The organism is Clostridium thailandense (assembly GCF_019207025.1).
GTDB classification, from domain to species: Bacteria; Bacillota; Clostridia; order Clostridiales; family Clostridiaceae; genus Clostridium_AM; species Clostridium_AM thailandense.
In genome coordinates this window covers 1-14,786 of sequence record NZ_JAEEGC010000165.1, presented here as the reverse complement: position 1 = coordinate 14,786, position 14,786 = coordinate 1, and the positions used below count along the sequence as shown (strand labels likewise).

The window sequence follows — 14,786 nt, the reverse complement described above, 5'->3', positions numbered from 1 at the left end:
CCATTTTATTATTCCTCCTTAAAATTAGGTAATTTATTTATAATTAAGCATTTTTCTTTCCTGCAATTTGTTCTTGAATACTCTTTGGAACTTCTTCAAAATGATCAAATACCATCGAGTAAACTCCTCTACCTTGAGTTCTTGATCTTAAAGTTGTCGCATAACCAAACATTTCTGAAAGTGGTACAAATGCTCTTATTACTTGAGCTCCTGCTCTTGGATCCATTCCCTCGATTCTTCCTCTTCTTGAGTTAATATCTCCCATTACATCACCCATGTACTCTTCTGGAACTATAACTTCAACCTTCATCATTGGTTCAAGTAATGCTGGGTCTGCTTTAGCCATAGCATTCTTGAATGCCATAGATCCAGCAATCTTAAATGCCATTTCTGATGAGTCAACATCATGGTATGATCCATCAACAAGTCTAATTTTGAAGTTAATAACTGGATAACCAGCAAGTATACCAGTATCTGAAGCTTCTTGAATTCCGTTATCTATTGGTGATATATATTCTTTTGGAATAGCTCCTCCAACAATAGCATTTTCGAATGAATATGGCTCTTCTGTTGGTATCATTTCTATCCAACAGTGACCATATTGACCACGTCCACCAGACTGTCTAACAAATTTACCTTCAGCTTTAACAGCTTTTTTGATAGTCTCTTTATATGCAACTTGTGGCTTACCAACATTACATTCAACTTTAAATTCTCTTTGAAGTCTGTCAACAATTATTTCAAGATGAAGCTCACCCATACCAGATATAATTGTCTGACCAGTTTCTTGATTAGTAAATGTCTTAAATGTTGGATCTTCTTCTGCGAGCTTAGCTAACGCTATACCCATTTTTTCTTGACCAGCTTTAGTCTTTGGCTCTATAGCAACATCTATAACTGGATCTGGGAATTCCATGCTTTCAAGAATAATTGGACTTGATTCATCGCAAAGAGTATTACCAGTAGTAGTTTCTTTTAAACCAACTACAGCACCCAAATCACCAGCTCTAAGTTCTTCAACTTCTTCTCTGTGATTTGCATGCATTTTAACAAGTCTTCCTATTCTTTCTTTTTTACCCTTAGTTGAGTTATATACATAAGTACCGCTCTTCATTATTCCAGAGTAAACTCTTGTAAATGCTAATCTTCCAACGAATGGATCTGTTGCAATCTTAAATGCTAATGCTGACATTGGAGCATTATCATCTGCTGGTCTTTCGTCTTCAGCACCAGAATCTGGGTTAGTACCCTTAATTGCTGGAATATCAATAGGTGATGGCATGTAAGCTACTACTGCATCAACCATTGGTTGAACACCCTTGTTCTTATATGATGAACCACATGTAACTGGCACTATTTCATTAGATATAACACCTTTTCTAAGTGCTGCATTTATTTCATCTTCAGTTAACTCTTCACCATCAAGATATTTCATCATTAATTCTTCATCTTGCTCAGCCACAGCCTCAAGTAAAGCATTTCTATATTCTTCTGCTTTATCTTTTAATTCATCTGGAATTGCAACTGAGTCCATAACTGTTCCTAAATCATCTTCATATATTATCGCTTCATTTTTTATAAGGTCAATAATTCCTTTAAATTGATCTTCTGCGCCTATAGGGATCTGAATAGGAACCGCATTACAGTGTAATCTACCTCTTAATGTATTTACACACATGTAAAAGTCTGCACCAGTCGAGTCCATTTTGTTAATATAAACCATTCTTGGAACTTTGTAGTTATCCGCCTGTCTCCATACTGTTTCTGTTTGAGGTTCAACCCCACTCTTAGCATCTAGTACAGTAACTGCACCGTCTAGAACTCTTAATGATCTTTCAACTTCTACTGTAAAATCCACGTGTCCTGGTGTATCTATAATATTTATAGCATGACCTTTCCATTGACAGAAAGTTGCTGCTGATGTTATCGTTATACCTCTCTCTTGCTCTTGAACCATCCAGTCCATTGTAGCCTGACCTTCATGAACCTCACCTATTTTGTGAGTCTTTCCTGTATAGAAAAGTATACGCTCAGTAGTTGTAGTTTTTCCTGCATCGATGTGTGCCATTATTCCGATATTACGGAATTTCTCTAATGGATATTCTCTTCCCACTTACTCTTCCTCCTCAAAGTATAAATTTCACAACTTTAAATTCGACAAAACTGTTTTGGTGCTTTACCAAAACAGTTTTGAATATTAATATCTATAATGTGCAAAAGCTTTGTTAGCCTCAGCCATTTTATGAGTATCTTCTCTTTTCTTAACAGCTGCACCTGTATTATTAGCTGCATCCATTAATTCATTTGCAAGTCTTTCTCTCATGTACTTCTCGCCTCTTTTTCTAGCTGCGGCAAGCATCCATCTTATTCCTAAAGTCTGTCTTCTTTCTGGTCTAACTTCTATTGGAACCTGGTATGTAGCACCACCTATTCTTCTTGCTTTTACTTCAAGTAATGGCATTACATTATTCATAGCATCTTCAAATACTTCTATTGGTTCCTTATTTGTTTTTTCACGAATTATTTCAAAAGCAGCATAACATACTTTTTGAGCTACTCCTTTTTTACCATCTTCCATTAAATTGTTTATTAATTTAGTTACAACCTTACTGTTGTACATTGGATCTGGTAATACATCTCTCTTAGCTATATGTCCTTTTCTTGGCACTTTTCTTCCCTCCTTAACAATACTTTATTTTAAGTTCATCGGTACTCGGTTATAGCGTGCTGTACTACACCTAACCGCAAAGCGCTTTGTACTTCTGCAAATGTATTGGTAAAATCTATATAAATGCTGAAGACATAGCACTATTTTCAAATTAACTTATTCCAAAACTATTTTTGTTTTGGCTTTTTAGCACCATATTTTGATCTTGATTGTAATCTGTTAGCTACTCCAGCTGAGTCTAATGCTCCTCTGACAATGTGGTATCTAACACCTGGAAGGTCTTTAACTCTTCCACCTCTTATAAGAACAACACTGTGCTCTTGTAAGTTATGTCCTACACCTGGAATATAAGCTGTAACTTCATAACCATTTGTTAATCTAACTCTGGCAATTTTTCTTAAAGCTGAGTTAGGTTTCTTAGGAGTAGTAGTTTTTACTACTGTACAAACACCTCTTTTTTGTGGACATTCCTTAAGTGCTGGTGCTGTTGATTTTGATCCTACAGTTTTTCTTCCTTTTCTTACCAATTGGCTAATTGTTGGCATGTTTACACCTCCTTTAAAATATCAATTAATTTAGATAAGTTAACCTAAATTAACTAGATTGGTCATAACAATTTTTATGTTAAATTATATTGCGAAAGCTACTTTAAGTGAGAACTAGTCATTCAATACTGCTGCTGTAGCTGCTCCTACGTCAATTCCACAAAGTCTTCCTAGTTCCTTCATAGTATTAATACATACTACTTCTAGGGAATTTTCATCAATTAATATTTTTACTGACTGTATTAGCTTATCATCGGCATCTTTTGCAATATATACAGTTTTTACATTCCCGCTTTTTATAGCTTTAACTGTTTGTTTAACACCAACTACCTTGCTTCCCTCAAGCCTGTAAACCATTATCTCCATTCCCCCTTACAGTGCTATAGAGACAAAGTTTTAAAAACTCTGTCTCTTTTTAAAACATACAGATGTATTTTATCATTTTAGCACTACTATGTCAATAAGTTATATTTAAGCTTCTACTTCATTATCTAATTCTTTTTCTTCATTTTCTTTTTCAGTATTGATTTTAATTGATCTATATCTAGTCATTCCTGTACCTGCTGGTATTAGTTTACCAATTATTACATTTTCTTTTAAACCTAGTAATGGATCAATTTTCCCTTTAATTGCAGCATCTGTAAGAACTCTTGTAGTTTCCTGGAACGAAGCTGCTGAAAGGAATGAATCAGTAGCTAACGCAGCTTTAGTAATACCAAGTAATGATACTCTTCCTATAGCTGGCTTTCCACCTAATTCTTCAATTTTTTTATTTGCTTCTTGAAAATCAAAGATATCTATCATTGTTCCTGGTAATAACTCTGTGTCTCCTGATTCTTCTATCTTAATCTTTCTTGTCATTTGTCTTACTACTACTTCAAGATGCTTATCATTTATGTCAACACCCTGTAGTCTATAAACTTTCTGAACCTCAGATAAAAGATAATTTTTAACACCCTGCACGCCTTTAATTCTTATTACGTCATGTGGATTAACAGAACCTTCAGTTATCTCATCTCCAGCACCTATTACTTCCCCATTTGATACTTTAAGCCTTGAGCCAAATGGAATATCATAAGTTACTTCTTCTCCAGTTTCAGTAATTACTGAAACCATCCTCTTTTTCTTAGTTTCCTCCATTTTTACAGTACCAGAAACTTCACTTACTATAGCAAGCCCCTTTGGTTTTCTAGCCTCAAACAATTCCTCAACTCTTGGAAGACCTTGTGTTATATCTGCTCCAGCAACACCACCAGTGTGGAATGTTCTCATTGTAAGCTGTGTACCAGGTTCTCCTATACTTTGTGCAGCTATTATTCCAACAGCTTCACCTATATTAATTTTTTGAGCAGTGGCCATGTTCATTCCATAGCATTTTGAACATACGCCATGCTTTGATCTGCAAGTAAATACAGATCTTATCTTAACTCTTTTCACTCCTAGCTTTTCAACTTTTTCTGCAATAATCTCATTCATATATTCATTTTTAGCTACTACTATTTCTCCAGTTTTTGGATCCATAATATCTTCTGCAGAATATCTTCCAGTAAGTCTTTCAGCTAAACTTTCTATTACTTCATTTCCTTCTTTTATTTCTGAAACATCGTAACCTTCAAGTGTTCCACAATCTTCTTCTCTTACTATAACATCTTGGCTTACATCAACAAGTCTTCTTGTTAAATATCCTGAGTCTGCAGTTTTTAATGCTGTATCTGCATTACCTTTTCTAGCTCCATGAGTTGATATAAAATACTCAAGGACGTCTAGACCTTCTCTAAATGAGGCTCTTATAGGTAATTCTATAATCTTACCTGATGGATTGGCCATAAGCCCTCTCATACCGGCAAGCTGTTTTATCTGACTCTTAGAACCTCTGGCTCCAGAATCTGCCATCATGAATATTGGATTAAACTTATCAAGACTTGCCATAAGCGCGTCTGCTACATCTTCTGTTGTTTTAGTCCATTTTTCTATGACTCTTTCATATCTTTCATCTTCGGATATAAATCCTCTTCTATACATCTTTTCAATTTTGTCAACGGCAGCATCAGCTTCAGCAAGTAATCTCTTCTTATCTTCTGGAACTACCATATCTGATGTAGAAACCGTTATAGCACCTATACTTGAATAATGATATCCTTTTGCTTTTATTTTATCAAGCATTATAGATGTCTTTGTGGCACCATGTTTCATATAGCATTTATCTATTACTTTTCCAAGATTCTTTTTAGTAACAAGGAAATCAACTTCTAATTTAAATTCATTTTCTGGATTACTTCTATCTACAAAACCTAAATCTTGAGGTATAGATTCGTTGAATATAATCTTACCTGGAGTAGTTTCTATAATACCATTTTCTATCTTACCATCTATGTTTTTAAACATTCTTACCTTTATCTTTGCATGAATATTTACTTCTTTAAGTTGATAAGCCATAACTACTTCTTCTGGTGAAGAAAATATTTTACCTTCTCCTTTTACACCATCTTTATCCATTGTAAGATAGTAAGACCCAAGTACCATATCCTGTGTTGGAACAACAACTGGCTTACCATCTGATGGCTTCATTATATTGTGAGCTGCAAGCATTAAAAATCTTGCTTCTGACTGAGCTTCAACTGATAATGGTACGTGAACAGCCATTTGGTCACCATCAAAGTCAGCATTATATGCTGTACAAGACAATGGATGTAGCTTTATCGCTCTACCTTCAACAAGGACAGGTTGGAATGCTTGAATTCCTAGTCTATGAAGAGTAGGGGCACGGTTCAATAGTACAGGATGATCAGATATAACTTCTTCAAGAACATCCCAAACCTGTGCTTGAACTCTTTCTACCATTCTCTTAGCACTCTTTATATTATGTGCCATACCACTTTCAACAAGCTTTTTCATAACAAAAGGCTTAAATAACTCTAAAGCCATTTCCTTTGGAAGTCCGCATTGATACATCTTAAGTTCAGGACCAACAACTATAACAGAACGGCCTGAGTAGTCAACACGTTTTCCAAGAAGGTTTTGTCTAAATCTTCCTTGCTTACCTTTTAGCATATCAGATAGCGATTTTAAAGGTCTGTTTCCTGGACCTGTTACAGGTCTTCCTCTTCTACCGTTATCTATAAGAGCATCTACTGCTTCTTGAAGCATTCTTTTTTCGTTTCTTACTATTATGTCTGGCGCCCCTAGATCTAATAGTTTTTTCAATCTATTATTTCTATTTATAACTCTTCTATAAAGATCATTTAAGTCAGATGTAGCAAATCTTCCTCCATCAAGTTGAACCATAGGTCTTAAGTCTGGAGGTATTACAGGTATAACATCTATAATCATCCATTCCGGCCTATTGCTGGATTTTCTGAAAGATTCTACTACCTCTAATCTTCTTATTATTCTTACTTTCTTTTGACCAGTACTACTTTTTAGGTCTTCTTTTAGTTCTGTAGCTAATTGCTCAAGTTCTATTTCCTCTAAAAGTCTTTTAACAGACTCTGCACCCATTCCAGCTAAAAAGCTTTCTTCTCCATATTTGTCTACAGCTTCCCTATACTCTTTTTCGTTTAACAACTGCTTCTTTAATAATGGCGTTTCTTTAGGGTCTAGAACCACATATGATGCAAAGTAAAGCACTTTTTCAAGGGCTCTTGGAGACATATCCAAAATAAGTCCCATACGTGATGGTATTCCTTTAAAATACCATATATGAGATACTGGGGCTGCAAGTTCAATATGCCCCATTCTCTCACGTCTTACTTTAGCTTTAGTAACTTCAACACCACATCTATCACAAACAATACCTTTATATCTGATTCTCTTATATTTACCGCAGTGACATTCCCAATCCTTTTGTGGTCCAAAGATTCTTTCACAGAACAATCCGTCTCTTTCAGGCTTTAATGTTCTATAGTTTATAGTTTCAGGTTTCTTAACTTCACCTCTTGACCATTCCCTAATTTTTTCTGGAGAAGCCAAACCTATTTGTAATGCATCAAAATTATTTAATTCAAACAAGGGTACATCCTCCCTTCCTAATGTTCATCACCAAAATCATCTATTTCCAACTCACCTTGAAGATCATCTAATGATAAATCCTCATAATCAAGATCTAGCTCTTCATCACTGTCGTCATTTTCAATGTAATCATCACTTGGAGGTGGTGGAACGAATTCTTCGTTACCCTCAATATTTACACCTAAATCTTCTATTTCTTCTTCTACTGATTCCTTCAATTTTATTTCTTGGTTATCATCATTTAGAACTTTTACATCTAGACATAAAGCTTGAAGTTCTTTAATTAAAACCTTGAAGGATTCAGGAACTCCTGGTTCCGGAATATTCTCTCCTTTTACAACAGCCTCATACGTTTTAACTCTTCCTACAACGTCATCAGACTTAACTGTAAGTATTTCTTGAAGTGTATGAGCAGCACCATAAGCTTCTAGCGCCCAAACCTCCATTTCACCAAATCTCTGTCCTCCAAATTGCGCTTTACCGCCTAGTGGCTGTTGAGTAACTAATGAATATGGTCCAGTAGATCTAGCATGTATCTTATCGTCAACTAAGTGAGCGAGTTTCAATATATACATGTATCCAACAGTTACTAGATTATCAAAAGCTTCTCCTGTTCTTCCATCGTATAGCAAAGTTTTTCCATCATCTCTATAACCGGCCTTTTTTAAACATTCCACTATATCATCTTCTGTTGCGCCATCAAATACTGGTGTTGCAATATGCCAACCTAGTTCTGATGCTGCCCATCCTAAGTGAACCTCAAGAACCTGACCAATATTCATACGCGAAGGAACTCCTAGAGGATTCAAGCATATTTGTAATGGTCTACCATCTGGTAAGAAAGGCATATCTTCTTCTGGTAATACTCTAGAAATAACCCCTTTGTTACCATGTCTTCCTGCCATTTTATCTCCAACAGATATTTTTCTCTTCTGAGCAATATAACATCTCACTAGTTTATTAACCCCTGGTGGAAGTTCATCGCCATTTTCTCTTGTAAATACTTTTACGTCAACAATTATACCTGCTTCACCATGTGGTACTCTAAGAGAAGTATCTCTTACTTCTCTAGCCTTTTCTCCAAATATAGCTCTAAGTAATCTTTCTTCAGCAGTAAGCTCAGTTTCTCCTTTCGGAGTAACCTTTCCAACTAAAATGTCCCCAGATCTTACCTCTGCTCCAATTCTTATTATTCCTCTTTCATCTATGTCTTTCAGTGCATCTTCACCAACATTTGGTATATCTCTTGTTATTTCTTCAGGTCCTAATTTTGTATCTCTTGATTCTGCTTCATATTCTTCTATATGAATTGATGTGAACACATCGTTTTTTACCAATTCTTCAGAAATAAGCATAGCATCTTCATAGTTATAACCTTCCCAAGTTATGAATCCCATTCTTATGTTTTTACCTAATGCTATTTCTCCAAGATCTGTAGATGGTCCATCAGCAAGTACAGTTCCTTTTCCAACCTTTTCATTTTTAGTCACTATTGGTCTTTGATTTATACATGTACCTTGGTTAGATCTCTTAAATTTAAGAAGTCTATATGTGTCTATTCCACCATCAGAATCTCTCTTGACTCTTACTTCATTGGCGCTTACATAAACAACTATTCCTGCATTTTTAGCTTTAGGAAGAACACCTGAATCTACTGCTGCCTTAAACTCTATTCCTGTTCCTACAACAGGAGCCTGTGGTTTCAACAATGGAACAGCCTGACGCTGCATGTTTGATCCCATTAATGCACGGCTGGCGTCATCATTTTCAAGGAACGGAATCATTGCTGTAGCTACAGAAACTAATTGTCTTGGTGATACATCCACAAAATCAACATCTTCATGTGGAACTACCATTACATCTTCTTTGTTTCTTACTGTTACTTTGTTATCTATAAAATGTCCATTTTCATCAATTGGTTCGTTCGCTTGAGCAACTAAGTATTCATCTTCCTCGTCAGCTGTTATATATATTAATTTATCAGTAACTTTACCTGTACTTTTATCAATTTTTCTATATGGAGTTTCTATAAATCCATATTCATTCACTCTAGCGTAAGTAGCTAATGAATTTATAAGACCTATATTAGGACCTTCCGGCGTTTCTATTGGACACATCCTACCATAATGTGAATGGTGAACGTCTCTAACCTCAAATCCTGCTCTTTCTCTTGAAAGCCCTCCTGGTCCTAATGCTGAAAGCCTTCTTTTATGAGTAAGCTCTGACAATGGGTTAGTTTGATCCATAAATTGCGAAAGCTGTGAACTTCCAAAAAACTCTTTTATAGCAGCTGCTACTGGTCTTATATTAATTAATGCTTGTGGTGTTATTACTTCTTGGTCCTGAATAGTCATTCTTTCTTTAACTACTCTTTCCATTCTTGATAGACCTATTCTAAATTGATTTTGTAATAATTCCCCTACTGATCTAAGTCTTCTGTTACCAAGATGATCAATATCATCTGTGTGACCTATATTATAAGCCAATCCTAATTCATAACTTACAGTAGCATAAATATCATCTCTTATTATATGCTTTGGTATTAACGAATGCATATTCTTTCTTATTTGTTCCTTTATGCTCTTTTCATCACTATAGTTATCAAGGATTTCCTTTAAAGTAGGGTAATGTACTAATTCTCTTATATTCAAATCATCTATATTAAAGTCAATAAAATTATGTATACTAACAAAGTTGTTGCTTATAACTCTTACTATTTTATCTTCAACTTGAATATCTACTACATTTACACCACAATTTTGAATTTCTATAGATTTTTCTCTACTAATTTTTTCACCCTTTTGAACAAGTATTTCACCTGTTTGTAGATTTACAATATCTTGTGCTGATATTTGGTTTGCAATTCTAAGATGTAAAGCTAATTTTTTATTAAACTTATATCTTCCAACCCTTGAAAGATCATATCTTTTTGGATCAAAAAATAAAGATTCAATAAGTGATTGAGCACTATCAACAGTAGGAGGTTCTCCTGGTCTCAATCTCTTATATATTTCTAACAATGCTTCTTCACGAGTTTTAGTGTTATCTTTTTCTATCGATGCCTTTAATCTTTCATCATCACCGAAAAATTCTGTTATTTCTGCATCTGTACCATAACCCATAGCTCTCACGAGAATAGTTATAGGTAATTTTCTAGTCTTATCAATTCTTACATATATTACGTCATTAGAATCTGTTTCATATTCTAACCAAGCACCTCTGTTTGGAATTACAGTTGATGAAAATAGTTTTTTTCCTGTTTTATCAACTGACATGTCGTAATAAACACCTGGTGATCTCACTAACTGGCTTACTATTACTCTCTCAGCCCCGTTAATAATAAACGTTCCTTGCTCTGTCATAAGAGGAAAATCTCCCATGAACACTTCCTGTTCTTTTACTTCACCAGTTTCCTTATTCAGCAATCTAACCTTTACTTTCAAAGGAGCTGCGTAAGTTGCGTCTCTTTCTTTACACTCTTCTACAGAGTACTTAATGTTATCCATATCCAGCTTATAACCAACAAATTCTAAATTAAGATTTGCTGTATAGTCCTGAATAGGATTGACATCATCAAATACCTCTTGTAAGCCTTCTTTTAAAAACCAATTGTAAGAGTCTAATTGCACTTCAATTAAGTTAGGCATATCTCCTACTTCTTTTAATCTAGAAAAGCTCATTCTTGTTCTTTTGCCAACCTGGACAGGATGTACCATTGACTTTCACCCCTTGCATAAACTAAAAATAACCAAAAACACATTCTATTTATATGCGCTTTTGGATTGATTACGTTACCATCAAATTAGTATAACCCAATTTTAACAATTAATTCAAGTTAAAAAAAATAATATTAAATGAATAATATAGTTATTTTTTAATTAATCAATGCAATTTATTATGTTATCATAATACAATTGAGTTGTCAACTGTTAATTATTCTAATGCTTATATTTTTTTAAAAAAAGAGGTACTTTTGTAAAAGTACCTCTCTCTAAAAAGTATTATACGTTATTACTTTATTTCTACAGTAGCGCCAACTTCTGCAAGTTTAGCTTTTATAGCTTCAGCATCTTCTTTGCTTACAGCTTCTTTTAATGTCTTAGGAGCTCCGTCAACTACTTCTTTAGCTTCCTTTAATCCTAGTCCAGTTAATTCTCTAACTGCTTTTATAACTTTGATTTTTTCTGATCCAGCATTAGCTAATACTACATCAAATTCAGTTTTTTCTTCTGCTGCTGCTGGAGCTGCTGCTCCTGCAACTGCAACTGGAGCAGCTGCGCTTACTCCAAATTCCTCTTCACATGCTTTTACTAATTCGTTTAATTCTAAAACGCTCATTTCTTTTATAGCTTGAATTATATCTTCTCTAGTCATTATTAGGCACCTCCAAAATTTCTTTTTTTAATTATGCTTCTTCAGATTCTTTTTTTTCTTTAATAGCATTTAATAAGTATGCTAAATTTGATACTGGAGCTTTGAAGCTTCCAAGTAATTTTGCAATAAGAACTTCTCTTGGTGGTATTGATGCAAGTTGTTTAACTTTTACTTCATCGAATATCTCACCTTGAACTATTCCACCTTTTAATTCAAGTTTCTTATGATCTTTTGCAAAATCATTAAGAATTCTTGCTGGAGCAGTTGGATCTTCATATCCTAAAGCTACTGACACTGGTCCTTCTAGGATAGCATCTAAGCCTTCTACTCCTATTTCTTTTGCTGCTAATGTAGTTAAAGTGTTTTTATAAACCTTATATTCTACACCGGCCTCTCTTAGATTTTTTCTAAGCTGAGTATCTTCTTCAACAGTTAGTCCTTGATACTTAGCAAAGATTACACCTTGAGCTTTTTCTAATTTTTCTTTTATCTCTAAAACTTTAGCTTCTTTTAATTCTCTGTTTTTTCCCACTGTGTGTCCACCTCCTCACAGTTTAAACTGCTGTTATATAATCAAAGGTCTCTCCGCAGACACAGAGAGACCAATTCAATCGTATATTGGAACCCTCGGTAGGTTGGTATACCGTTACGCTTTCGCACCTACTGTCTACGGAATATTTACTTATTCAACCCTTAAAATTTTACACAAAAATTTTAACTATGTCAATATTATTCTAAAACTTTAACTGGATTTATTTTTATTCCAGGTCCCATAGTACTTGAAATTACTACAGATTTAACATATTGACCTTTAGCTGCTGCTGGTTTAGCTTTTACTACAGCTTCCATTAGTGTATGGAAGTTTTCAGCTAATTTTTCTGCTCCAAATGATTTTTTTCCAATTGGAACGTGAACTATAGCTGTTTTATCAACTCTATACTCAACTTTACCAGCTTTTATTTCTGCAACTGCTCTTGAAACATCAAAAGTAACTGTTCCAGATTTTGGATTTGGCATTAATCCTTTAGGTCCTAATACTCTACCTAATCTACCAACAACACCCATCATGTCTGGAGTTGCAACAACTACATCAAACTCAAACCAGTTTTCTTTTTGTATTTTATCGATAAATTCTTCTGCTCCTACGTATTCAGCTCCTGCTGCTTCAGCTTCTTTAGCTTTTTCACCTTTTGCAAAAACTAATACTCTAACTTTCTTTCCTGTTCCATGAGGAAGTACAACAGCTCCTCTAACTTGTTGATCTGCATGTCTTGGGTCAACACCAAGTCTTACAGCTAATTCTATAGTTTCATCAAATTTAGCTTTTGATGTCTTTACAGAAAGCTCCATTGCTTCCGCTGGAGTGTATAAAGCGTTTCTATCAATAAGCTTAGCGCTTTCGATATAATTTTTTCCCATTTCTAATCCTCCTTTGTGGTTTTAACGGTTTTTACCTCCCACTATTTTGGTTCACTATTCTTCTACAACTATACCCATACTTCTAGCAGTTCCTGCTATCATACTCATTGCAGCTTCAACTGATCCTGCATTTAAGTCTGGCATTTTTGTTTCAGCTATTTGTCTAACTTGATCTTTAGTTACCTTAGCAACTTTAGTCTTGTTAGGAACACCAGAACCACTTTCTATTCCTGCTGCTTTCTTTAGTAATACTGCTGCTGGAGGAGTCTTTAGTATGAAACTAAATGATCTATCCTGATATACAGTTATTACTACTGGAATAATTAGTCCCGCTTGATTAGCAGTTTTAGCATTAAACTCTTTACAGAATCCCATAATGTTTACACCATGCTGTCCAAGTGCTGGTCCAACTGGTGGTGCTGGAGTTGCTTTTCCTGCAGCAAGCTGAAGTTTTATCATTCCTACTACTTTTTTAGCCATGAATTTACACCTCCTATAATGTGGTTTATGCGGATTTTAAATCCTCCCACTTTGTTAAGACTTACGTCTTACAAGTTAATCTAATTTTTCTATTTGGTTAAAATCAAGTTCAACAGGTGTTTCCCTGCCAAACATGTTAACTAGCGCTTTAATTTTTCTCTTTTCAGTATTTATCTCTTGAATAATAGCTGGGAAGTTTTCTAGTGGTCCTGATTTAACTATTATGTTTTCTCCCACTACTACATCTACATTAACAAGTTTTTCAGCAATTCCCATTGCTTTTACTTCTTCATCTGTTAAAGGTACAGGCTTAGATCCTGGACCAACAAAACCTGTTACTCCCCTAGTATTTCTAACTACATACCAAGAATCATCAGTCATAACCATATGAACTAAAACATATCCTGGAAATATCTTTTTCAATGTTACCTTCTTTTTGCCATCTTTGATTTCAACTTGTTCTTCCATAGGAACTTGAACATCATCTATCCAATCATACAGATTTCTGTTTTCTATAGTCTTTTCCAAATTGGCTTTAACTTTATTTTCATAACCAGAATATGTGTGAACTACATACCATCTAGCTTTTTCTGCCATAACTCAAGGGACGGGAATCTTTTCTCGACCCCTACCTCCTTTTTAGTTTTATTTAAAGATTACACCTACTAAGCTTTTAAATCCATAGTCTAGTAATCCAACAATCACTACATAAATAAGACAAAATGTCATAACTGTTGCTAATGCTTTTTTAACATCTTCTTTAGAGGCCCAAGTTATTCTTTTAAATTCTGCCTTTAGTTCCTTAAAAAAACTAATGATTCTATTTCCGGACGTTACTGGTTTATTTGATTTGTTTACACTATCATGTGCAGCCATTTTTTCACATCCTCAAAATATTTTAATCACATATGCCTCTATAATTATTTTGTTTCTTTATGAGCTGTGTGTTTATGACAAAATGGACAATACTTTCTCATTTCTAATCTATCTGGGTCATTTTTTTTATTCTTCATTGTGTTATAATTTCTTTGTTTACAATCTGTGCATGCTAGAGTTACTTTTACTCTCATTGTTTACACCTCCCAATACTCACATATATGTATATACATTACTTTATAGTTTATACTTGACTTAAATTATGCATCACTTAGATAATTTATCACAACTTAGCCTATATGTCAATGAAATCATAGATGAAATCGCTGGTATATATTTCAACAATTCATTTTTTATTTTTAAAAGGACTAGGTCTAGAAACCCAGTCCTTTAATAATTACTCAACTATAGTAGAA

13 protein-coding genes and 1 other annotated feature are annotated in these 14,786 nt (G+C 34.4%); all 13 genes read right to left on the bottom strand.

The annotated features are described in order from the left end of the window. Window positions 1-43 precede the first annotated feature (43 nt). The gene (gene fusA, locus I6U48_RS25470) at window positions 44-2,113 is read right to left on the bottom strand and encodes an elongation factor G (protein WP_218323284.1); all 2,070 of its coding nucleotides are present in this window, start codon (window positions 2,111-2,113) and stop codon (window positions 44-46) included. 84 nt (window positions 2,114-2,197) lie between these two features. After that, on the bottom strand, window positions 2,198-2,668 hold the full coding sequence (rpsG, locus tag I6U48_RS25465; protein ID WP_218323283.1) for a 30S ribosomal protein S7: 471 nt from the start codon (window positions 2,666-2,668) through the stop codon (window positions 2,198-2,200). A gap of 167 nt (window positions 2,669-2,835) precedes the next feature. Further along, window positions 2,836-3,213, bottom strand: coding sequence for a 30S ribosomal protein S12 (gene rpsL, locus I6U48_RS25460; protein ID WP_218323282.1), 378 nt, complete (start codon window positions 3,211-3,213; stop codon window positions 2,836-2,838). Between the two features lie 114 nt (window positions 3,214-3,327). Beyond that, window positions 3,328-3,570, bottom strand: a complete 243-nt coding sequence (locus I6U48_RS25455; RefSeq protein WP_218323281.1) for a ribosomal L7Ae/L30e/S12e/Gadd45 family protein — start codon at window positions 3,568-3,570, stop codon at window positions 3,328-3,330. 114 nt (window positions 3,571-3,684) lie between these two features. Continuing rightward, window positions 3,685-7,221, bottom strand: coding sequence for a DNA-directed RNA polymerase subunit beta' (gene rpoC / locus I6U48_RS25450; RefSeq protein WP_218323280.1), 3,537 nt, complete (start codon window positions 7,219-7,221; stop codon window positions 3,685-3,687). A gap of 17 nt (window positions 7,222-7,238) precedes the next feature. After that, window positions 7,239-10,937: a DNA-directed RNA polymerase subunit beta gene (gene rpoB / locus I6U48_RS25445; RefSeq protein WP_218323279.1), complete on the bottom strand. Its 3,699-nt coding sequence runs from the start codon at window positions 10,935-10,937 to the stop codon at window positions 7,239-7,241. A gap of 295 nt (window positions 10,938-11,232) precedes the next feature. Beyond that, window positions 11,233-11,595, bottom strand: a complete 363-nt coding sequence (gene rplL, locus I6U48_RS25440) for a 50S ribosomal protein L7/L12 (protein ID WP_218323278.1) — start codon at window positions 11,593-11,595, stop codon at window positions 11,233-11,235. 31 nt (window positions 11,596-11,626) lie between these two features. Beyond that, complete coding sequence (gene rplJ, locus I6U48_RS25435; RefSeq protein ID WP_218323277.1) at window positions 11,627-12,127, bottom strand: 50S ribosomal protein L10; 501 nt, start codon at window positions 12,125-12,127, stop codon at window positions 11,627-11,629. A gap of 31 nt (window positions 12,128-12,158) precedes the next feature. After that, window positions 12,159-12,286, bottom strand: a sequence feature (ribosomal protein L10 leader region). Between the two features lie 38 nt (window positions 12,287-12,324). Then, entirely contained in the window at window positions 12,325-13,014 is a 690-nt protein-coding gene (rplA, locus tag I6U48_RS25430; RefSeq protein WP_218323276.1) for a 50S ribosomal protein L1, read from the bottom strand. Between the two features lie 54 nt (window positions 13,015-13,068). Then, window positions 13,069-13,494 carry a 50S ribosomal protein L11 gene (gene rplK / locus I6U48_RS25425; protein ID WP_218323275.1) on the bottom strand — a complete coding sequence of 142 codons (426 nt, stop codon included), beginning with the start codon at window positions 13,492-13,494 and terminating at the stop codon, window positions 13,069-13,071. 75 nt (window positions 13,495-13,569) lie between these two features. After that, a complete protein-coding gene (gene nusG, locus I6U48_RS25420) occupies window positions 13,570-14,091 on the bottom strand; it encodes a transcription termination/antitermination protein NusG (RefSeq protein ID WP_218323274.1) in 522 nt (173 codons plus the stop codon). Between the two features lie 48 nt (window positions 14,092-14,139). Next, entirely contained in the window at window positions 14,140-14,370 is a 231-nt protein-coding gene (secE, locus tag I6U48_RS25415) for a preprotein translocase subunit SecE (RefSeq protein ID WP_218323273.1), read from the bottom strand. A gap of 44 nt (window positions 14,371-14,414) precedes the next feature. Beyond that, window positions 14,415-14,564: a 50S ribosomal protein L33 gene (rpmG, locus tag I6U48_RS25410; RefSeq protein ID WP_066616612.1), complete on the bottom strand. Its 150-nt coding sequence runs from the start codon at window positions 14,562-14,564 to the stop codon at window positions 14,415-14,417. Window positions 14,565-14,786 lie beyond the last annotated feature (222 nt).

Excerpts from the sequence above, each read along its gene's own strand:
- rpoB (WP_218323279.1), bottom strand. The coding sequence starts at position 10,937 with ATGGTACATCCTGTCCAGGTTGGCAAAAGAACAAGAATGAGCTTTTCT.
- nusG (WP_218323274.1), bottom strand. The coding sequence starts at position 14,091 with ATGGCAGAAAAAGCTAGATGGTATGTAGTTCACACATATTCTGGTTAT.
- rplK (WP_218323275.1), bottom strand. The coding sequence starts at position 13,494 with ATGGCTAAAAAAGTAGTAGGAATGATAAAACTTCAGCTTGCTGCAGGA.
- rplA (WP_218323276.1), bottom strand. The coding sequence starts at position 13,014 with ATGGGAAAAAATTATATCGAAAGCGCTAAGCTTATTGATAGAAACGCT.
- I6U48_RS25455 (WP_218323281.1), bottom strand. The coding sequence starts at position 3,570 with ATGGTTTACAGGCTTGAGGGAAGCAAGGTAGTTGGTGTTAAACAAACA.
- rplL (WP_218323278.1), bottom strand. The coding sequence starts at position 11,595 with ATGACTAGAGAAGATATAATTCAAGCTATAAAAGAAATGAGCGTTTTA.
- rpsL (WP_218323282.1), bottom strand. The coding sequence starts at position 3,213 with ATGCCAACAATTAGCCAATTGGTAAGAAAAGGAAGAAAAACTGTAGGA.
- secE (WP_218323273.1), bottom strand. The coding sequence starts at position 14,370 with ATGGCTGCACATGATAGTGTAAACAAATCAAATAAACCAGTAACGTCC.
- rpmG (WP_066616612.1), bottom strand. The coding sequence starts at position 14,564 with ATGAGAGTAAAAGTAACTCTAGCATGCACAGATTGTAAACAAAGAAAT.